At 63.3% G+C, this 19,677-nt stretch carries 20 protein-coding genes and 1 tRNA gene; 9 read left to right on the plus strand and 12 right to left on the minus strand.

Going from position 1 to position 19,677, the window contains the following annotated elements; translation table 11 throughout:
- Positions 1-4 precede the first annotated feature (4 nt).
- Together atpC and GY769_03210 are read left to right on the plus strand one after the other, a co-directional pair.
- Positions 5-427: an ATP synthase F1 subunit epsilon gene (atpC, locus tag GY769_03205; protein MCP4200922.1), complete on the plus strand. Its 423-nt coding sequence runs from the start codon at positions 5-7 to the stop codon at positions 425-427.
- 50 nt (positions 428-477) lie between these two features.
- The gene (locus tag GY769_03210; GenBank protein MCP4200923.1) at positions 478-1,101 is read left to right on the plus strand and encodes a hypothetical protein; all 624 of its coding nucleotides are present in this window, start codon (positions 478-480) and stop codon (positions 1,099-1,101) included.
- A gap of 48 nt (positions 1,102-1,149) precedes the next feature.
- Here the strand turns inward: GY769_03210 and GY769_03215 are convergent, their stop codons facing one another.
- Together GY769_03215 and GY769_03220 are read right to left on the minus strand one after the other, a co-directional pair.
- Positions 1,150-1,725 carry an RDD family protein gene (locus GY769_03215; GenBank protein MCP4200924.1) on the minus strand — a complete coding sequence of 192 codons (576 nt, stop codon included), beginning with the start codon at positions 1,723-1,725 and terminating at the stop codon, positions 1,150-1,152.
- A gap of 1 nt (position 1,726) precedes the next feature.
- Entirely contained in the window at positions 1,727-3,547 is a 1,821-nt protein-coding gene (locus GY769_03220) for a hypothetical protein (GenBank protein MCP4200925.1), read from the minus strand.
- Positions 3,548-3,693: 146 nt separating this feature from the next.
- Here GY769_03220 and GY769_03225 point away from each other — a divergent pair, with 146 nt between their 5' ends.
- The gene (locus tag GY769_03225) at positions 3,694-4,137 is read left to right on the plus strand and encodes a rhodanese-like domain-containing protein (protein MCP4200926.1); all 444 of its coding nucleotides are present in this window, start codon (positions 3,694-3,696) and stop codon (positions 4,135-4,137) included.
- 14 nt (positions 4,138-4,151) lie between these two features.
- Here the strand turns inward: GY769_03225 and GY769_03230 are convergent, their stop codons facing one another.
- The gene (locus tag GY769_03230; protein MCP4200927.1) at positions 4,152-5,567 is read right to left on the minus strand and encodes a UDP-N-acetylmuramate:L-alanyl-gamma-D-glutamyl-meso-diaminopimelate ligase; all 1,416 of its coding nucleotides are present in this window, start codon (positions 5,565-5,567) and stop codon (positions 4,152-4,154) included.
- A 157-nt stretch (positions 5,568-5,724) separates the two neighbouring features.
- On the opposite strand from GY769_03230, the gene GY769_03235 reads away from it, so the two are divergent.
- A complete protein-coding gene (locus tag GY769_03235) occupies positions 5,725-6,732 on the plus strand; it encodes a DUF1573 domain-containing protein (GenBank protein MCP4200928.1) in 1,008 nt (335 codons plus the stop codon).
- On the opposite strand, the gene rph is transcribed toward GY769_03235, so the two are convergent.
- The 4 genes from rph to GY769_03255 are packed head-to-tail and all read right to left on the minus strand — an operon-like array spanning position 6,729 to position 10,485.
- On the minus strand, positions 6,729-7,553 hold the full coding sequence (gene rph / locus GY769_03240) for a ribonuclease PH (protein ID MCP4200929.1): 825 nt from the start codon (positions 7,551-7,553) through the stop codon (positions 6,729-6,731). The genes GY769_03235 and rph overlap by 4 nt on opposite strands.
- 27 nt (positions 7,554-7,580) lie before the next feature.
- Positions 7,581-8,360 carry a glutamate racemase gene (locus GY769_03245; protein ID MCP4200930.1) on the minus strand — a complete coding sequence of 260 codons (780 nt, stop codon included), beginning with the start codon at positions 8,358-8,360 and terminating at the stop codon, positions 7,581-7,583.
- The gene (locus GY769_03250; protein ID MCP4200931.1) at positions 8,357-8,923 is read right to left on the minus strand and encodes a GerMN domain-containing protein; all 567 of its coding nucleotides are present in this window, start codon (positions 8,921-8,923) and stop codon (positions 8,357-8,359) included. The genes GY769_03245 and GY769_03250 overlap by 4 nt, the downstream gene beginning before the upstream one ends.
- Positions 8,920-10,485 (minus strand): N-acetylmuramoyl-L-alanine amidase, encoded by a 1,566-nt coding sequence (locus GY769_03255; protein ID MCP4200932.1) that lies wholly within the window; start codon positions 10,483-10,485, stop codon positions 8,920-8,922. Before GY769_03255 ends, GY769_03250 begins: the two co-directional genes overlap by 4 nt.
- Before the next feature lie 14 nt (positions 10,486-10,499).
- Here GY769_03255 and GY769_03260 point away from each other — a divergent pair, with 14 nt between their 5' ends.
- A complete protein-coding gene (locus tag GY769_03260) occupies positions 10,500-10,883 on the plus strand; it encodes a VOC family protein (protein MCP4200933.1) in 384 nt (127 codons plus the stop codon).
- Positions 10,884-10,978: 95 nt separating this feature from the next.
- Positions 10,979-11,054 (plus strand) — tRNA-Glu (locus GY769_03265).
- Here GY769_03265 and GY769_03270 read toward each other — a convergent pair.
- A complete protein-coding gene (locus GY769_03270) occupies positions 11,014-11,370 on the minus strand; it encodes a recombinase family protein (GenBank protein ID MCP4200934.1) in 357 nt (118 codons plus the stop codon). The genes GY769_03265 and GY769_03270 overlap by 41 nt on opposite strands.
- Positions 11,371-12,097: 727 nt before the next feature.
- On the opposite strand from GY769_03270, the gene GY769_03275 reads away from it, so the two are divergent.
- Genes GY769_03275 through GY769_03285 form a run of 3 tightly spaced genes read left to right on the plus strand, consistent with a single transcriptional unit; the run spans position 12,098 to position 14,619 of the window.
- On the plus strand, positions 12,098-13,951 hold the full coding sequence (locus GY769_03275) for a hypothetical protein (GenBank protein MCP4200935.1): 1,854 nt from the start codon (positions 12,098-12,100) through the stop codon (positions 13,949-13,951).
- Positions 13,952-14,009: 58 nt separating this feature from the next.
- The gene (locus GY769_03280) at positions 14,010-14,297 is read left to right on the plus strand and encodes a hypothetical protein (GenBank protein ID MCP4200936.1); all 288 of its coding nucleotides are present in this window, start codon (positions 14,010-14,012) and stop codon (positions 14,295-14,297) included.
- Positions 14,298-14,322: 25 nt separating this feature from the next.
- Positions 14,323-14,619 carry a PIN domain-containing protein gene (locus tag GY769_03285; protein ID MCP4200937.1) on the plus strand — a complete coding sequence of 99 codons (297 nt, stop codon included), beginning with the start codon at positions 14,323-14,325 and terminating at the stop codon, positions 14,617-14,619.
- 775 nt (positions 14,620-15,394) lie between these two features.
- Here the strand turns inward: GY769_03285 and GY769_03290 are convergent.
- The 4 genes from GY769_03290 to GY769_03305 form a co-directional block, all read right to left on the minus strand.
- Positions 15,395-16,066 carry a DUF1326 domain-containing protein gene (locus GY769_03290; GenBank protein ID MCP4200938.1) on the minus strand — a complete coding sequence of 224 codons (672 nt, stop codon included), beginning with the start codon at positions 16,064-16,066 and terminating at the stop codon, positions 15,395-15,397.
- 1,014 nt (positions 16,067-17,080) lie between these two features.
- Positions 17,081-17,659, minus strand: a complete 579-nt coding sequence (locus GY769_03295; GenBank protein MCP4200939.1) for a hypothetical protein — start codon at positions 17,657-17,659, stop codon at positions 17,081-17,083.
- 733 nt (positions 17,660-18,392) lie between these two features.
- Positions 18,393-19,091 (minus strand): DUF1554 domain-containing protein, encoded by a 699-nt coding sequence (locus GY769_03300; protein ID MCP4200940.1) that lies wholly within the window; start codon positions 19,089-19,091, stop codon positions 18,393-18,395.
- A gap of 199 nt (positions 19,092-19,290) precedes the next feature.
- Positions 19,291-19,677, minus strand: a 387-nt coding sequence (locus GY769_03305) for a LysM peptidoglycan-binding domain-containing protein (GenBank protein MCP4200941.1), incomplete at its 5' end; no start/stop codon positions are given.

Here is a 19,677-nt window from a genome sequence, read left to right on the forward strand (position 1 = left end):
GGTTATGGCCGATTCGAAGACCTTTCCCGACGCGAAGACTTTCCGGTGCTCGGTGGTGACGCCGGAGAAGGTCGTGCTCGAGTGCGACGCGAGCTTCGTTGCGCTGCCGGCTCACGACGGTGAGATCGGTCTGCTCCGAAGGCGCGCGCCGCTCGTGTGCAAGCTGGCGATCGGCAAGCTTCGGGTGGAGACCGAAACCGGTCTGAGGGTCTTCTACGTCGACGGCGGCTTCGCCGAGATGGCCGGCAACGAGTTGACGGTGCCGACCGAGGACGCCCGCCCGGCGGAGGAGCTCGATCCGAGCGAGATCGGAGGGCTTCTCAAGGAAGCGCGCGCGATGGAAGCCCGCGATCCGGTCGCCAGGCTCGAGCGTGAAAAGGCGATCGAGAGAGCCCGGATGCAGCTTCGAGTCGCAACTCAGCGGTAGGATCTCGATCAGCGGCTGGCCCCGGAGCGCCTCGGCCGTGATCCCATTCCATGCCGTCCGAATACGACCCGCTGCGTCCACGCCACCCCCTTTCGGGCGAAGCCTCCGATCTCGACAAGGTACAGACGCTCTTCGCCGGCGCGGCCTCGGGCTATCTGAGCTCACCGTGGCCCTGGGTGTGTTGGGCCATCGTTCTGCCGGTTGCGGCGGTCATGACCGCCGCGGTCGCTGGCGCCGGGGGGGCGCTCGCGGTTCTGCTGCTGTGGTCGCTGGCGATTCTCTTCGGTGGCGCGTTCGAGGCGCTTGCCATGCGGCGCTCGCGCCGAGCGGCTGTCCGATCGGACATCACCCGCTGGGTGTTTAGAGGTCAGGGCAATCTGTCACTGATTGCGATCGTCTTGACCGCGGCTCTCGTCTGGCAGCGAATGTACGATTTTCTGCCGGCGGTCTGGCTGCTCCTGATCGGCCATTCCTTCTTTGCGGTCGGTGGGTTGGCGTCGAGCGCACTCAAACGCGCCGGTTTGCTCTATCAGCTCGGCGGGGTCGTGTCGCTACTGCCCTGGTTCGGAAGCCTCACCGCCTTTGCCGTGACGACGGCGGTCGCTAACGGCACGATCGCGACGTCGCTGTTTCTGCGCCGCCGCGGGAGCCGCCGCGGGGGACACAATACGTAATGCTGCAGGGGAGGCATTGGTCTCGAGGCCACTTCGCCTAGAGCAGCATTACGTATTGTGTCCCCGGATTTCCGATCTGCTGAGGCGGTCGGAAAGCGAACGCTCTTGGCTGAAGAAGAAGATCAATCCCAGACTGGCAACGTTCAACAACGCGCCCAGCCAGCGCCGAACGGCCTGGTCGATCGTGAGAGGTCCGCCGTCCGTAGTCCGGGCTACGAGACCGACGCTCGCCATTCCCGGAGTGTGTCCCCAGAAGGTGAGCGGCAGAACGTGGTAGACGAAAGAAAAGCAGGCGATCAGGAGCAGCAGTGGCAGCAACGACAAGCGGCTCGGAGGAACCCCCAGCCACCAGCTTCCGGCGACGGCGGTGGCGAAAGCGCCCAGGTGCACGGCGAGGTCCACGACTCCTGCCGCCAATCGCCGGCCGCCGGTGACGGCTCTGGCTGCCGGCCGTTGTGCCTCGGAGTCAGCGAGCGGTTCGGGGCTGGCGGACGGATCCGTGGCGGGCTCGAGTGGCAGCTCGGGCTGCGACTGCTCGATCGCCGGCACCCTCGAAGCCCTTGACGCCGGGTCGAGAGGCAGGTCGATCGGCGTGTTGTGCGCTCCGCGCGCCGACCGTTTCATCTCACCGAAAAGGTAGGTACTTGACGAAGATCCGGTAGAGAAGGTCTTCCGAGCGGGTCTGATAGACCTCGGCGAACTCGATCAACCGAGCAATCTGGGCATCGCCGCCGGCCAGTTCGTCGGCTTCCCTGAAGCTGAGAATCGCAGCGCCAGGGTCCTGCCGCTGAAGGTCTCGCACCCCCAGATTGAAATAGGAATCAACCATCAATCGGCTGACATCAGGAGTGGCCAAGTCGCTTTCCCGCATGCGCCAGAGGTTGCGCAGCGCCATCTCCCATTCGCCGTCGCGAAACATCGCGATCTCCGCCTGCATCGGCGCGAGCTCGTCTCGAGTCTCTTCGAGCATTTCTTCAGCGGCGTCATCCAGGGCGGCCTGCGATGCGCCGCGCTCCAGAAGCTCCTGCGCCAGGAGAAACTGCTTCTCGCCGAAGGCGGTTCGGGCCTCGTCCACGAGCCGGTCTCTTGCCGCCAGGGCCTCGGGCTCGGGCGCGTCGTTCTTGGGTTTGCTTGCATCCAGCGAGGCTTCCCACTGAGCTACCAGGGCCTGCGCCTCCGCGTATTGCGGATGCCCCGGAGAGAGCCGGCGCAGCTGGGCAATGGCAATCGCCGCTCCGGCCTCCGCATGGGTGCGCTTGGCGCGTGTGATCGGATCGAGCTGCACCGGGACTGCCGCGTCGGAAGCGTTGGGGAAGAAGCTGTCCCAGTTTTTGTAGAGCAAGAAACCGGCGACGGCGATGACGACGAGCGCGGCCGCGCCGAGGGTGCGAAAGGTTTGATTCGGCGAGCGAACTGGTTTCGAGGCCTTGGCGACGCCTCCGATGGCAGGTCTGGGCTGAGCCTCGCCGGGCAGGGGGAGATCCGTCGCCTGGTCGAGCCCACCGGCCATGTCGGCGGGGAGCTCGCGTTCGCTCGCGAGGCTGTCGTCGAGACCGCCTTCGACGTCTCCGGTCGCTTCCATCGCGGTCGGCGGTTCGGGCGCGGCGAAGTCGGGCGCGTCGAGCCGGTCCAGGTACTCCTGGGCCGCCAGGTGGCCGGGCATCATTTCGAGAACGGCCTCGAAACCGCGCCGCGCCTCTTCCAGGCGCCCGGTCTCTACCTTGGTGACGGCGTCGTGAAAGGTCTCCTCGAGCTTCCGTTCGACTTCGGCCTTGAGCTTGCGAGCAAGATCGATCCGTCGGTTGGCTTCCGGGTGGTCGATATCTATCAGGAAGATCCGTGACCAGGCGTCGATCGCGGATTGGTACTCGGCCCTGTCGAAGGCAAGCTGGCCTTCGTGGAGGAGATCCTGAACGCGCTGCTCGCTCTCGTTGTCGAGTTCTGCGACGGGCTCGGTGTCGGAGTGGGGCGGCGGTGCCTGCGCCGGTTGTGCAGGCGGGGCCGCCGGTGGCTCTTCGGCCGGAGCTTCTTCGAGCGAGCTCAGATCCAGCGCCGAGTCCAGCGCCGAGGGCTCGGCTTCGAGGTCGAGCACCGCGGCGTCGGCGTCGGGCTCGGGAGCCGGCGCGGGGGGGACGACCGGGTCGAGCTCCCCGAAAACCGCGTCGACCTCCTTTACCAGATCGGACTCTGCATCCGAATCGGCCGTGGCCCCTTCGCCAATGATCGCCCGGAGGTCGGCTACCGCAACCGGTCCGTTCTCGGCCTGGAGGCGCTCGTTCAGTTGGCGGGCCGGCTCGAACAGAGGATCCAGGCGAAGAACGAAGTCGCAACCGAGCTCGGCCTCGCGCAGGTCGCCGTTTTCAGCGAGCTTCAGCGTCTGGCGGAACGTATTCAAGATACGACCGCGAATCTCCTCTGCGAGGGTCTCGTTGCCGGGGTAGATCATGAGGGGAGGCTCTTCGAGCCGCTGGAAAAAGCCCGGCGAATGTTAGCAGAACGGCCCGGTACCAACAACCAAAGTGCCTGTATCTTACAGACTTACGCGCATCTTTCGGGGCGACGAGCGATTGCGGTTAGAATGCCGGCACTTCGATGCCCGATACCGAAAAGCAGCTCGAGATCGAGAAACTCTACGCTCGATCGAAGAGGCTATTTCCCGAAGTCGGAGATCTCACGGTCGAGGAGCTCGACCGGCTTCGAGAGACCACGAGAGTGGTGCTCGTCGACGTGCGCAATGCCCCGGAGCAGGCGGTGTCCATGATTCCGGATTCGATCACGAGCACCGAGCTGGAGAGCGACCCGAGCGCCTACGCCGACAAGACGCTGGTCATCTACTGCACGATCGGACATCGGAGCGGTCTGTATGCGCAGAAGCTCCAGGCCGCCGGGTTTCGCGTCTTCAACTTGAAGGGCTCCATCCTGGCCTGGACTCACGCTCAGCGAGATCTGGTGGACGCCGACGGCCCGACCCGGCGAGTTCACGTTGCCGGGCCGCGCTGGAGCCTCGAGTCGAGCGACTACGATCCGGTCTGGTAGGCGGCCGGAGAAGCTCAGGCCAGTGCCTTCGCGACCGCGTGCGGCAAGCCCTCGAAGCTCCCCGATGACATGGTGACGAAGAGGTCGCCCGGACGGAGCGTCTCGAGGACCCCCTGTCGCAGCTCGGTGATCGAGTCGCATGCCGTGGCCGGAGTGCCACGCTCTTCGAGCGCGGCGGCCAGCTCTGCGGTGTCGAGACGTTCGTCGTCGGAGAAGCGGCCGGCATGAAACACGGGCGCGAGCCAGACCCTATCTGCCGATGTGAGGGCTTCGAGATAGTCGCCAAAAAAGAGCCGACGCGCCGCGGTGAGCGAGCGCGGCTCGAGTGCCACGACCAGGTTCTTGCCGGGGTACCGGCTGCGGAGACCCTCCAGAGTCAGGCGAACCGCCGTGGGGTGGTGAGCGAAGTCGTCGACGACGAGGACGCCGCGGCCCTCGCCGACCACTTGTTGCCGTCGTTGCACGCCTTTGAATGCGGCGAGCGCCGCCGCGATCTCTGCCGCCGGTACCGAGTCCGCATGCGCGGCTGCAAACACGGCCATGGCATTGAGCAGATTGTGTCGTCCGCCGAGGGGAAGCTCGATGCCGATCCGGTGCTCGGTGTGGTCGCTCCGGACGCGGATCTCGAATTGAGTGCCGCGCTCGTTGCCGCGAACGTTTGCCGCCCGCACGTCGCGGCCTTCCTCGAAACCGTAGAGGACGGTCCGACACGGAGACTCCCCGGCGACCGAGCGCACCTCTGCCGAATCGCCGTAGGCGATCAGGAGGCCGTTCTTCGGCATCGAGCGCACCAGCTGGCGATAGGTCTCGTCGAGCGCCTCCGGAGTCTCGTAAAGGTCGGCGTGATCGTACTCGACGCTGGTCAGGATCAACGTCTCGGGCCGGTAGTGAAAGAACTTGGGGCCGCGATCGAAGTAGGCGGCGTTGTATTCGTCGCCCTCGACGATAAATCGTTCTCCCGAGCCGCTCGCGAAACTCTGCTCTAGATTCAAGGGCACGCCCCCGATCAGAAAGCCCGGATCGTTGCCGGTGGCTCGATAGACCCATGCCGCCAGGGCGGTCGTCGTAGTCTTACCGTGGGTGCCAGCGACGACAAGCGGGCGCCGCCTGGCCAGGAAGAAACGGTAGAGCGCCTCGGGCATGGAGATTCGCTCGATGCCGATCTCCTCTACCGCCAGGGCTTCCGGGTTGGTTCGAGGAATCGCGTTGCCGACGACCACGAGGTCGGGCCGAGGATCCAGGTGCCCGGGCTCGTAGCCGAGCAACGGTTCGATGCCGCAGTCTTCGAGCAATGTGCTCATGGGCGGGTAGAGAGGGCCGTCGGAGCCCCGTACCGAGTGCCCGGCCTCCTGCAGCAGGCAGGCGAGGGGGGCCATGCCGCTGCCGCCGATGGCGATCAGGTAGATGTCGAGGGGGGACTTCGGGGACACAATACGTAATCTGGTATGAAAGAGAGTACCGTTCTTGTGACCGGGTTCGGTTCGGTGACGAGAGTGTGCGGCCTGTCAGCTCAGATTACGTATTGTGTCCCGCCCGACGCCGAGGCAATATAGCATTGGCCTTGGGTCAGGGACCTGGAGGAAGAACGTGAGTAGAGAACTCTTGCCGGCACAATTGGTGGTTTCGATCGGCCTGCTTCTGGCAGTGACCGCTTCGAGCGCTTCGGCGGCGGCCAAAGCCGTGGTTCGGGAACCGATCGTTGACGTCGGGACCGTTGCCAAGGGAGAGCAGATCGAACACAGCTTCGAGCTGCGCAATGAAGGCGACGCCGTCCTGACGGTGCGCGAGGTCAAACCCGCCTGCGGTTGCACGATCGCGAAGTACGACAAGTCCATCGCTGCCGGGGCTACCGGGAAGATCGCCGCCGTCGTCAAGACCGAGAACTTCACCGGACCGATTGCCAAGTCGGTAACCGTCTTTACCAGCGACAGCTCCAACCCGAGGATCAACCTGGTCATCAAGGCGGTCATTCAGCCGCAGGTGGAGGTTCAGCCGGGCTACGCCCGCTTCATCGTGGTCGAGGGCTCGGGAACCGAATCGAGCACCCAGACGCTCTGGACCGCCCAGGGTCCGGACCTGGAGATTCGGAGCGTGCGCTCCCCGTATCCGTTCGTGAAGGCGGGCTACCGGCGACTCGATACCGGCGAGGCCGAGACCGGTTCGCGTTGGGAGGTGAGCCTATCGCTGGACCGCAATGGCGCGCCTGTCGGCCCGCTCGCGGATTTCATCGAAGTCGAGACCAATCATCCGAAGCAACGGGTGATCAAGATTCCGGTCTCGGGCTTTGTCCGGCCCGAAGTCAGCGTGACACCCCGCGTAGCCGAGCTGGGGAGTCGCCGGCTCGAGACGCCGTTCACGACGACCCTCGAGGTTCGGAACCAGACCAACACCACGATCTCACTTTCGGGCGCGACCGCGGACGTGGCCGGCATCGACGCCGAGATCGAAGAAGTGGAGGCGGGCAAGGTCTACAAGGTGGTCCTGACCCTGCAACCGGAAATGGCCAAGGGGCCCTTCAAGGGCAAGGTCCAGATCACTACCTCCAGCAAGCGGCGCCCGCTTCTCGAGGTCGACCTCAGCGGCACGGTTCTTTAGGGTCTGCCCCAGAGCTCTTTTTCGTCTTTGGGCGCGGCTTCGCGTCGGGGCCCCTTGCGCTCGAGCGCTGCCACCTGCTCGAGAACCGGCGCCAGGGCGCTCTGTTGCCGCTCGACCAAGGTCTGAATCCCGACGACCGCTAGATCCAACAGGCTGTCGAACTGCGCTCGGCTGAAGGTGCCGCGCTCGCCGGTGCCCTGGACTTCGACCAGAGCGCCGGCGCCGGTGCCGACCACGTTCATGTCGACCTCGGCCTGCTGATCCTCGCTGGCGTCGAGGTCGAGAAGCAGCTCGCCGCCGAAGATCCCGACCGAGGTGGCCGCCACGTTGTCGAGAACCGGCCAGCGTTTGAGGTCGCCTCGCAGGAACGCCTCGCCGAGAGCGCGGACCGCGGCCACGAAGGCGCCGGTAATGGACGCGGTCCGAGTTCCGCCATCGGCCTGCAGGACGTCGCAATCGAGAATCAGGGTCGTCTCGGGCATCGCGCGAAGATCGAACGCGGCTCGAAGGCTCCGGCCGATCAAGCGCTGGATCTCGGCGCTCCGGCCCGACTGCCGGCCGCGCTTGACCTCGCGCGCCGAGCGCCGGCTCGTCGCGCGCGGCAACATGGCGTATTCGGCGGTAATCCAGCCGCTGCCGCTGCCCTCGAGGAACGGCGGTACGCGATTCTCCAGAGTCGCCGCGACCAGTACTTGGGTGTCACCGGTTTCGATCAGGGCCGAGCCGTCGGCGAACTTCATTGCGTCGAGTGTGATCTTGACGGGCCGCAGCTCGGCTGCTGAGCGCCCGAGGGCGCGCGCCGTAGGATGGTTCTTGTTCAGCACGCAGTCATTCTAGCCGTAGCCGGCTCAGAGATCCGTAAGCTCGAGGGTGCCCCAATCACCGGCGAGGATGCGATGGGCCAGCCGCTCGAAGCGGTCGGCTGCGTCGGTTACGAGGAATCGATCGCGCGGGCGGGGCTGAGCCTCCGAGTCGTCCGCCTGCGCCAGAGCGTCTGCGATTTCAGCGGCGACAACCTCGGCCGAGTCGACCAGCTCGACGGCGTCGTCGAACAGCTCGCGAAGCACCGGCTTGAGCAGGGGGTAGTGCGTGCATCCGAGAACCACCGTGTCGACACCGTGCTCGATCAGCGGCTGAAGGTAGCGTCGGGCGACCTGGCGAGTCACGGGATCCTCGAGCCAGCCCTCTTCCACCAGGGGCACGAACAATGGACAGGCCTGGCTCACCACCTCGAGCTCGGGCCGGTGTTCGAGTATCGCCTGCTGATAGGCCTCGGAAAGAACCGTCGATTCGGTGCCGAGCACGCCCACGCACCGTTTCGAGACCCGGGCGGCCCGTGCGGCTCCCGGCTCGACGACGCCCCACAGCGGCACGTTGGGTGAGACCTCGGACAGACCCAGCGCCGACGCCGTGTTGCAGGCGACCACCACGGCCTTGACGCCGCGGCGCTCGAGAAACTCGACATTGCGCTGGGTGTAGCGAGCAATCGTCTTTCGCGACTTGATTCCGTAGGGGAGGCGCGCGGTATCGCCGAGAAAGAGAATCGACTCGTTCGGGAGCCGGCGTTTGAGGGCCCTGACGACGGTAAGACCGCCAACGCCAGAGTCGAACACTCCGATTTGATTCATCCCGCCTCGCGGATGAGGTCCGGCCGCGCGGCCAGCGGGCTCGAAGTGTCGACGTGGCCGGCGATGGTGTCGCGCTGTCGGCCGTTGATCAGGATCACCGCCCAGCGCGCCGCCTCGTCGTCCAGGAGCAGTGTGTTGACGATGCTGTAGAGCGCGAGCATTTCCTCGGTCGAGCCCATGCCGACCGTTTCGGATATCTTGAAATCGACGTAGATCGTGCCGTCCGGTGCCGTAAAGACGCTTGCGACCTGCGTACCGTTGGGCAAGGCAGGCCGTAAACCCTCGGTCGTCGGGCCCTCCACCAGCTGCTCGGCGAGCCAGCGTCTTCTGGCTGTCGGCTGCAGCTCAGCCGGCATCGTTCGCAGCTCGGGCTCGAGCATTCCACTTGTCGCCGGAAAGTAGACCGCGGCCTGTGAGCCCGCCGATGATTGGACGGGTTCCGTGTCACCGGGGTCGGTAGCGGCTGCCGGTGAGGGCTCGGTTTTCAACCAGACGATTCCGAGACCCGCGATCCCGACCGCGACCAGGGCGGCCGTCAGCAACAAGGCTCTTCGGCGGTTCATCGGCTGGAAAACTCGAGCTGCTCAGCCGAAGACCCCTCGACCTGTGCCTTATAGCGCGAGACCGCGCGCACCAGGGAGTCGGTCAGCTGGCCGCGATACTCGGAGTCTTGAAGCCTCTGCTCCTCTTTCGGGTTGCTCAGGAATCCCAGTTCTACGAGCACCGCGGGCATCGCGGCGCCCAGAAGCACTCGGAACGGGGCCTGCTTGACTCCACGGTTGCGCAGGCCCAGGGCGTCGTTGAGCTCGGCCTGCATGAGTCCGCCCAGGGTCTGACTCTGGCCCAGGTAGCGGCTCTGAGCCAGGTCCCAGAGCATGAGTTGGAGGTCGTAGAGCGGGTCGCGGACGCTCGCGTTCTCGACCGAGGCCGTACGCCCGGCCTCCGCGTCGCTGGCTTCGAAACTCGAGAAATACGTCTCGGCGCCGCGTGCCGACGAGTTCGGGGAGGCATTGATGTGGAGCGAGATGAACAGATCGCCCTTGTATTGGTTGGCGAGCGCCGAGCGCGAATCGAGCGAAATGTCGATGTCGCTGGATCGGGTCAACACAACCCGGACGTTTAAGGCTTGCTCCAGGCGGGTCTCGAGCTGCCGGGCCAGCGCGAGGGTCAGCTCTTTCTCGACCGCGCCGCCCGCGCCATGGGCGCCCGGATCGCTACCGCCGTGCCCCGGGTCGATGATCACGGTCCGGACGCCTTGGCGTTGTGCCTGGACCGGCGGACGCTGGGTTCGCACGAGGGTCGAACCGCCGGACCGGTCGCGCAAAACGTCGAAAACGATCCGGAACGGATTCTCGAGAATGTAGTCCTGAGTCGTTGCCTGCCGGGTGAGCTCGATTCGGATCGACTCCGATGTCAACTGGATGTCGCGAACGAGCTCGCCGGTCGACGCAAGCGTCTGCGAGGTCTCCTCGAGCCGGTCGCCGATCAGCTCGATCTCGATTTCGCGGGCGCTTTTCTTGAGGTGGTAGCGTGGGCGCTCCGGGAACTCGAAGACCAGGGTCGTGACGCCGCGTAGCCTCACCACGTCCACGGTCACCGGAAGCTCGCGCAACGGCTGCCGCTCGATCCTCAGCAGGTGGTCGGTCGGCTGCCAGTCGAAGTCGTATCCCAGGAGGTTGCCGTAGAGCGTTTGCAGGAGATCCAACGGCACGTGCAGGCCACGGTCGCCGGCAACTGGCGCTTGGGAAAGTAGCTCGATCTCTTCGTTCTCGGTCATGGTCACCGCGCCGGGACCAAAGAGGAAAGCGGCTTCGCCCATCCGCAGCTCGTGCTTCTGCTGCATCGGCCCGATGTCGAGCTCGCCGCCGAGGAGGCCCACCAGCGGCTGGAGGGCAAACATCGGCCCGGCCAGGGTGTGAGAGTAGGGGAGCGGCCGGCTCTGCGTGCCCAGCTCGACGACCGCCAGGCCGGTCTCGAGAACTTCGAACGAGCGGTCCTCGGCAGCCGGATTGGCTGCTTCAAGGGGCGGAATGGCGAGTAAGATGAGGAGGCCGGTGAGGGCTCGCAGGCGGGTCGGCACGACGGCGTAGAGGATACCACTCGGGAGTCGGCGAGTCCGCCGCAAGGAGGCATCAGAACATGGAAATTCGCGAATTCAGGCCTACCCTCAAGGCCAAGGACTTCGATCGCACGTGTCAGTTCTACAGCGAGGTTCTGGGGCTTCCCCGCTTGGCCAGCCGTGATACGCCCGAAGGCCGCTCCGCGGTCTACCAGGCGGGCTCGGCGCAGATCGAGGTGACCGGTCTGGCTCGCGGAAAGGGCAAGGACTCGAGCGCGGGCTACCACGCGCCCGAAGCGCCGATGGTTCTTACCCTGGTCGTGGCCTCTGCCGAGGATATCTACAAGGAGCTGATTTTTCGCGATCGCAACATTCCAGGCGGCCTGCGTAAGGACTCCGCTGGCAACACCATCTTCGGCACCCACGATCCCGACGGTGTTCGGATTCTCTTCGTGGAGGAGTAGTCGGGGACACGATTCCTTCGTGTCCCCTCCCGATTGGTTTTTCTGAGCCCCCTTGGCCGTATCGCTGGTTTTTGCTACCCTGCCGCTCCCACGAAGGCGCGTTCGTCTAGGGGTCTAGGACGCCGGCCTCTCACGCCGGTAACACGGGTTCGAATCCCGTACGCGCTACCACTCCTTCGTTTCTCGCCCCGTGATGCAGGCAGATTCTCAGCGCCAGGTGCTGCTGGGCGTCCCTGGCGAATCTGTTGATCGCATAGACGACCACGAAATCGATCCTGCCCTTCTTCTCACGGCAGTAAGCCAACAACTTCTTCAGCTCGGTCCGCTCTGTGGTGCGTGCGCTCTCCCCCTCCTCGACGAAGGTCCCCGCGACCGCGATGCCCCTGGTCTCGCAGTAGTGGCGGCAACGCTTCATCTGGGTGTCCAGACTGAAGTTCTTGACCTGCTGCTCGGAGGAGACGCGGGTGTAAATGAGCGCGCGGGGCATGACCTTTCTTGTCTTACCGTCGCTCAAGCGGGGGCTGTTTCTCCGAGAGCCGACCTCGTCGCTCAAACTCGGTGACAACGACTTCGGCTAGGGCGCTCAGGTGTTCTCGAATGCGTCGCAGTTCCTGGTCAGTAAGCTTGCAGTCTTTTCCGAGGACCTCACGGCATCGGCGGAGAGTTCCCGGTTACGGTGAGTGAGTCCAATGGGCCCTAGATGTACCGCGGTAAGGCAGGAGCCAGTGTCCAGCTGGACCTGAACTAGCCCTGGCCAGCCGTCCAGCGGATCGACGACGTTGACGGCCTCCGTGAGACCGTCCAATACTCCGACGAGTTCTCTTCGTGCCATCTGCTGCCCGGGGGTCGAGAACGTGATTACAGCGGACAGTTCTCATGAAGAACCCGGAACCGCACCACAGGAAAATCAGCGAATGGAGTTCGCGCCAGAGCTAAGAAGCCAGGTGCTAAGCGGCCGCTACGTTCCGAGTTTACCGCTGGCGCTGAAGCTCTCGCGTCATTTCGGATGCGCGACGGACGAGTTGTTTGGCATCGAGTGAGAGAGTGCACTCGAGCTTCTTCTCCGCTATGAGTGAAAGTCCGCGGCTCGGGCGACGCCCACGCCTATAGGAGCTTGCCGGATCTACCGGGAGCCGCGCGGCTCGCGACCGGCGAGATCGACATCTGCTCATGGTAGCGCGGCCGCACACCGCTAAACTGGGGGCACGATGGCGATGCGCTACTTTGTAGATCCCAGGTTGCCAGACTCGGAGGTGGCCACTCTGCATCGAGTCCTTCAGTCGGTCGGATACCGACAGACCGAGGGAGACGATTGGGACTTCTACTGGGATGGCGTCGTGCCGAGCGGCGACTTCTTCCGCGCGCTGGCACCCGGCCAGAGAGTGAACTGCTTTCCCGCCCTCGACGCGTTCTCCGTCAAGAGCGACCTGCACGACAACATCGTCGAAAGCGATCGAGTCGCCGGCAAGATCTTTCGCAGAATCCACCCGCATAGCTTCTCTATGCCAGACGACTACAAAGCCTGGCGCGCTCAGGCGAAGCTCGATCCCGATCAGCTTTGGCTGCTCAAGCCCAAGGCGCTTGGTGGGGGCCGAGAGATCGAGTTGATCCGCGAACCGGACACGGTGCCAAGAGACCACAAATGGATGGTCCAAGAGTACATCTCGCGGCCACATCTACTGTCGGGGCTCAAGTACGGGCTGCGCTTTTTCCCGCTGATCACCGCACTCGACCCTCTGCTTTGCTACCTTCATACTGACGGGGTCTGCAAGATGGCGTCGCGGCCCTACACTCTCGACCCGGCGTCGCTCGACGACCGTTTCGTGCACGTCGCCAATGCGTCACTGCAGCATCGCCACCAGGAGGTCGCACGGGCTACCGACCTCCATGGCTATCGAAATCAGTTGCGAGAGCTGAGCATTGATGACGAGAAGCTCTTCAGCGAGATCCGCGCAGCCATCCTGCGCATGTTGCTCGCGCTCCGCGAGCAAGCTCTGCTGGAAAACCGTGCTGTCCGTTGTCGGCTCGACGGGTGCTACCTGCTCCTGGGCGTCGACGTCCTCGTCGACGAGGATCTGAGACCATGGATCATCGAGTGCAACGTCAATCCGGCCCTCGGCGTCGGCCCCTACGATCGGGCGGCGACAGAGATCGTGACCGCCAAGGATCGAATCGTCACAGATCTTCTGTCGCTAGTAGGCGTGGGGCGTGGCGCTGTTCCCGACATCGGCCCCGATCCGACCTCGTGGCGGGTCCGAACCGAGCACGAGCTCGCCGGCGCACGAGGATGGGAACGGCTCTGGCCGACCACGGACAGCGACCGCTTCGTCCCCTGTTTGCCGCTCCTGCGCCCGCTCGATCGCGCGCTGGCGAGCGATGCTTGCGCGGGAATCGCACCGAGCGAGCCCGCGCTGCGACCTGCGGAGCACCTCCAAGCCACCCCCCTCGGCGACGGGCTCGTGGTTTACGACTGCACGCCGAACCGGCTCTATGCGCTCAATGCATCGGCCGCGGCCGTGTGGCTCGGGCTGGCCGAAGGCATCGAGCCCGCATCGCTGATCGACGAGTTGTCGGAGGCCGTCGTCGAGGTGACGGGGCCGAGCATCGCAGGGGAGGTCTGGGACCTTCTCGTGGCTTGGGCCCAGCGCGGGTTGCTCGCCGGTTTCGAGCGCAACGCCGAGTCTTCGTCGGAATCGGACGACCCGAGTTCGAGAGAGGCCGCACCGCTCACCGTTCTGGGCCGTCGACGGGGCGGGCTTTTGATCATCCCGACGAGCGGCTGTGGTCTTGAGGAGACCGCCCCGATCGAGCTGCCACCCGTGAGCGGACGCCGCCTCGTTCTGCTGGCCTCCGCCGCAGGCGGCCGAGCGACGCTGCGCCTCGGCTCTCCCGCGGCGGCCCTCGACGCTTTGTTGACCGCGCCCGAGGCCAGGACCGCCCTGTCATCAGCGGGAGCGGCCTCGTTGGCTACCTGGCTCGATCGAGCCGAGATCTTCGAGCTCGCAGCGCCTGACGGCGCGAGTGGCGAAGGCGGGCGGCTTCTCAACTTGTTGGCGTCGTCCGAATAGAGTAACCTACGCCAGTTCCCAGATCACGATCGGTCCCGCATACCAGAGGAGGCGCGCGATGAGCACTGAGAAGCAGGCACTGCCAAGCCGGAGGGAGTTCGTACGGCGAGTCAGCCAGACTGCCGCATTTGCTACGCCTCTCATGTTTGCAATCGGTGCCTCGCCGGCTGCAGCAGAAGACGGCAGCACCTACGAAAAAGTGAAGGCGAGCCTGGATAAGGCTACCCCGCTGATCGCCCAGGCCCGCCGCGACGCTGCAAACCTCGAAGCCGAAGAGCGTAGCAAGCTCCGATCGACGGTCAACAAACTCAGGGAAGAAGTCGGCAAACTGAATCACTACTTCTAGCCGCCGGTTTCGCTGAGGGAAAACGGTGCGGGGCACGACGGGTCTCATCCTTCAGGAGCTCCTACAGGGCTTCTTGGGGCCCAAGGCTCGTGACGCCATCGTGGATCGTTTCGGAGCGTTGCCCTTCCTGGTTCCGAACCGAGAGGATCACATCGAAGCTGCGGCGCTTCGCAATCGTTGCCGCCGGCGAAGTGTTCAGCTCGGAACGATCGATGCCCTCGTCTCCCAGCTCGCTCTTCGTCACTCGCTGACTGTGCTCACGACCGACCGCGATTTCGAACGGATCGCAAAGCGAGAGCCGCTGGAAGTCTGGCGGGGCTAGGCGAAGCGCGCCCTACGGGACGCTTTCTTTGTCGAGCTCCGACTCGTCCGGCGGTCTGATAAGGGCGACTTCTCGGACGTGTCAAGTTACAGCTTCTGCCGCCAGCACCGTTCCTTGCGAAGCGGGAAAGACAACCGCATCACGCCAGCGATGAGCTGCTCGACTTCGAGGCGGTGCTGTTCAAGACCTCGGAGACCCAGAGCGGGTTCGACCTAGGCGGCCCAAAATCTACGCCCCCGGTGCCGAGGCTGCGCGCCCACACCTCGTCAAAGTGCCCGGCAAGGTGTGCGTCCGGAGACCTACCGAGCGAGCGTCGCGGAACTCGAGAAGATCCTCGATGTCGGTGGCCCCGCCGGGCCACAACTTGAATGAGTGGTCCGCCCGTTGGCGCGAGTCCGGCGACACCGGCGCATGGTCGAAGACTGTGCCTTAGAAGACGTCGACAGTCAGCGCCGGTTCCAAGCCGGCAAGGGAGTCACCTGACCGTTCCCATTCGGCTTGGAGCGAGGGAACCCTTAAGCTGACGTCGGGTGAGAGGCCAGTTGCTGTTGTAGCTGGCTGAGGTCCAGCAGGCAAGCGTAAATCCGGTTCCAAGTAGGAATGGAGTGGGGTACCAGCCTTCCGCTCCGTTCCGTTCTGACAGTACGTCCGGAATTGCGGTCGCCAGGCCCCGCACGTGGTTCGAAGTCCTCGGGAACGAATCCCGTGTGAGCCCAGATGAGGGCCACCACCCTCCACTCGGGGAGCCGCTGGACCGCCTCTAGTGTTTATCGAATCATTCGGCGTCAGCGGCGACCGCCTCGATCCTGGCCGTGAAGCCGTTGGTCCCCGAGTACTCGAACTGCTTGTCCTCGGCCTCGTGCCTCAGGATGACGGTTCGGTACTGTGTGTGATCGAGGTAGGGGGGGGCCGGGAAGTCGGGCGAGGGGAGATTCTGGATCTTGATCGGCTTGCCGTTCTTGCCCTTCATGACCTCGATTTCGGCCGTGGTGTTTGGCGTCGAAAAATTCATCCGTTCCGTAGTCCGCTCTACTGAGATGGACACATTCTTGACTTCCAGCACGTTGTCGCTGGCGAAGAATTGTTCGAACGTTGGTAGCAGCTCCACGGCCGCCTCGGTTTGTGCTTCGTCTGCCTCCTCGGAGACGTAGAACTTGATCCAGTTGCCGCCGCGGTACACGGCGAGCACCTTGACCCCGTCCAGCCGGACGTCCCCGTAGTGGCCGCTCTCGATCTCGACGAGAGTGACGCCCTCGCAGTGCCCGAGTGTCGCAGGCGACCCGAAGAGACAGGGGCATGTCGGCCGACAGCTACAGGCGTCGGTGTAGTCTGCTTTGATCGACCACGCCGTATTATGGGGCAGCCCCTCGTCGGCGGGAAGCTGTGGGTTACAGCCTGCAGTAAGAGTCAGTGCCATAACGGCCAATACTGCGAGCGGTCGACTCATCGTGATCCTCCTTTGCGTCGTTCGGAGTTGGTCTCCCTAAAGCGGCCCAGGACCGCAGGCAAGGCTGTAGAAGCTCGCTCGATGATAGCGGATGGTGAGGCGACCCTGGAGCTGGTCCGAGCGTCCAGGCTGGGAGGATTCCTCGCAGAAGACTCTGGTTCTTATCCATCTACCCACCGGTTCCGACTCTGAAAGCCCTGAGTCGCTGGGGCATCTTGGCCTATGCTGGCGCGGTAGCGTAGCTGCCCTGTTGGAGAGCTGTTAACTCCCGTAGCCACTGATTGATCTGGTTCCAAGTAGGAATGGAGTGGGCTACCATCTCTAGACCCTTCATCTAAAGAGTTTGTGGTTGACTGGCCAGGCTCGAAGCACGGTCAAGAGTTGCGTGTTGGTCAATTGGTGGTCAAGCTCGGTGTTCCGTGGCGAGCAGTTTTCAGGTTGATTCGAGGGGCTCAGCAATCCATCTTCCTGGCCAGTAAGACCAACGGTGGCAGTTGGGAGACCCGGCAACCACCCCGGCCGTGTACTAGATTGCCAGCTCCGGAGGCTGTCTTAACAGTCGGCTAACCTATTCTTTTACAGTCGCTTAAGAGGCAGTGACCATTTCCGGTCACCTACTTGGTCACCCACAAGCCTCTGGAAGTTATCTTTCCTGAGCTTTTGTCACGAGCGCTTCCAGGCGCAGCTCCGCGCAGCCGAGCTTCGTGCGGAGAGAAGCGTCGCGAAGGAAGCGAGGACCCGTGGCTTTGCGGCGCTGGGTTTTCCCAGGTGTGCCTTATCGAGGCAGGTTTGACGTTACGCTTGTGATTAAGGACGACGCGCCACCCGAACGGGCGGGACCCAACTCTACGAACACCTGGCGGCCGATCCGGTGCGGCAGGCAGCCGACCGGATCTCAGGCGAGATTGCAGCCGCCTTGAATGGACAAGCGAAGGGAGAGGTCGCGCCGATCAGGCGGTAGCCGAGCCCCTGCGCTCCGGCTTTTGGGAGCGACCGGCGGCGGATTTGGAGGCTCTAGTTCGGCGCTTCCCAGATCACTTTGCCATTGGCGTCAAATAGAGCCATGCCAGCCGGGTAACGCGATTCCTCGCCCGTCTTGGGAGTAACAACCTCCACGACACCAAACTGGGCGCGGTGCTTGCCGGTTTCGTCGGCGTAGACGAAGCCGTCAGCGTTCATCTGGGCGCGGGTCTTGCCGTTCTCGTCGGCGTAGCTGAGGCCGTTAGCGGTCATCGCGGCGCGGGGCTTGCCGTTCTCGTCGACGTTGACGAAGCCGTCAGCGTTCATCTGGGCGCGGGTCTTGCCGTTCTCGTCGACGTTGACGAAGCCGTCAGCGTTCATCTGGGCGCGGGTCTTGCCGTTTTCGTCGGCGTAGCGGAGGCCGTTAGCATCCATCTGGGCGCGGGGACTGCCCTTCTCGTCGATCACGCGAAACATACGCGCTTCGATCATTTCGGGGATCTCTTCAGGTTTCGCGGCTCCGATCAAAGCCACTGCCATGGCGACCACAACCACGGCGAAACCGACCCGCCTCATCCAGCGGTTTTCCCTTTCCAGGCGCTCGAGACGGTTGGACAGTTCAGCGTCGGTCATGGACGGTTCCTCCCTTAGTGTTTTGGTAAGTCTAACCGGCGCTGGAGCGGGTTTGTCGCTTCCTATCATCGGGAAGCTACTCGTCCACATGCAGGCCGCTACAACGCAGCGCTACACCCACTTGGCCGCCGATCCCGTGAAGCAGGCAGCCGACAGAATCTCGGGCGAGATCGCGGCGGCAATGAACGGGAAGACGAACGGGAAGGTCGCGCCGATCAGGCGCTAGGGCTTCGATTTCAATGCCACGCGAGAGAAGTCCGAGGCTTTACCACCCTGGGTATCTCTGCCGGCAACGTCTTCGGTGTCGTTGAAGAAAGAACTAAGTTCCCCCCAGTCCGACACCCGAAGTTTCTCAAGCAGTCGGCGGCCCCGCATACGAGCGGCGTCTGGCTCTAATCGAACATCTTTGGCCACGTCTTCCCAGAAGCTCATGACACGCTTCGGTGCCGGTGCAATTGCCGTTGGTGTAGTAGAGCCTCTGCATGTTCAGGTTGCGATAGCGATCGGGGCCCATCGAGAGATAGGCCCAGTGCCCCCCCTCTGAGGGACCCGACGGGTCCTCATCTAGTCCCATAGATCATGTGCTTGCCCAGGTCCCCTGGGAACGAGGGCCGGGACCGACACCAACTGCGCTAGAGAGCGAGCCAGACCCGGGCTTTAAGGGGAAGCCTCGAGACCCCACCCGGTCGTATGCGTACGTCAGAAGGTGGCGCGGGTGGGCGCCGCGACGAGGTCAGCCGACCGCCTGCCGCTGCCGGCACAGATACGCGCCACCGGCGAGGAGTAGAACGAGCAAGAAGTACAAACCCTGACTCGGGATCGCGGGGACCGTCGGTAGGGACCCAAAACAATAAAGCCTCGATACTGAATTGCATGGGGTGGTTCCAACCCTGCTCCAGTCTGAGGGAAGGGCGGTCACAATCGAGCCGACAGTTGCGGTCGAAGCAGCGGTGCTATCAGTCCAATCACTGCAATCGATTCCTGTCGCCGTCCCATCTTCATTCGTGCCCGTCCAGACACTACCGCTAAGAACAAGTACTCCGTTTTCGTCCCGCTCGATCGGATGATCCAGGGTTCCATCCGTGAGATCCGTCAGGTTGTCTGCAATTACGGTTGTTGGCAACGCCGCCAACACATAGGCTCCGCCAGCTCCGGGTTGAGCGATCCTGTCGCGGGCGTCGTTGCCATCGGTAGACAGCCAGGCCACCCAGGGGCCGCTCCCGGGAAATGCCGGCAAGCCCTGGCCGTTGCAGAACCCGTCGCCGCCGGAGAGCCCTCCGAAACTGCCCGGGCTCGGATTACTGGTTACAAATACACCGATATTTTGGGCCGTCGCGACTCCAGGTACGACGGCGAGGCTCAGGAGTGCAAGGGCAGCGATTCCCAGCGTCCTTTGCGAGGCGGCTCTGTTGTGACTCATGTCCTTCCCCATTCCAGTTTGCCTTCAGGGTCTCTTACCGGTGGCAAAACCGTGCGGCTTGTATAGGGGTTCTGACCATAGAGGTTGTTGCTGATGTCACCAGAATCTGCCAGGGGACGCGTATACCCATATCGAGTTGACGCTCTGACAGGGCAGGGATCTCGGGATTGAAAGACGTCCAGACTTTAGATAGAAGAAAAAGGCAATAAAATCAGGGTGCCTGGAGTATAGGCCATTTAAATTGTTCATTTAACTTTTTAGTATGAGTATAGGCCGGCACCTTCCGCTCGGAGACGTCCTTTTTAACGACTACACCTCTTGGTATAATCAATAGTTGCCCCGGTTTTATGTTCTCAACATCTTTAATTTTATTGGCTTTTATAATTGTGTCAGGCAATACACCATGATTATGAGCTATCCTCCAAATGGTATCGCCTTTTTTTATTGTATATCTTGCCGCCTTTTGAGAAAGAGAATTAGGTTTTAATGAATCTAGCTCTCTTTTTAATTTCAGAGGGGGATGCATGCCGGCTCTGTAGCCTGTTGTACATCCTGCCAGAAAAACCATGATCAGAAGTACCGCGACACCATTACCAAA

It is taken from the genome of bacterium, assembly GCA_024224155.1.
GTDB lineage: Bacteria > Acidobacteriota > Thermoanaerobaculia > Multivoradales > JAHEKO01 > CALZIK01.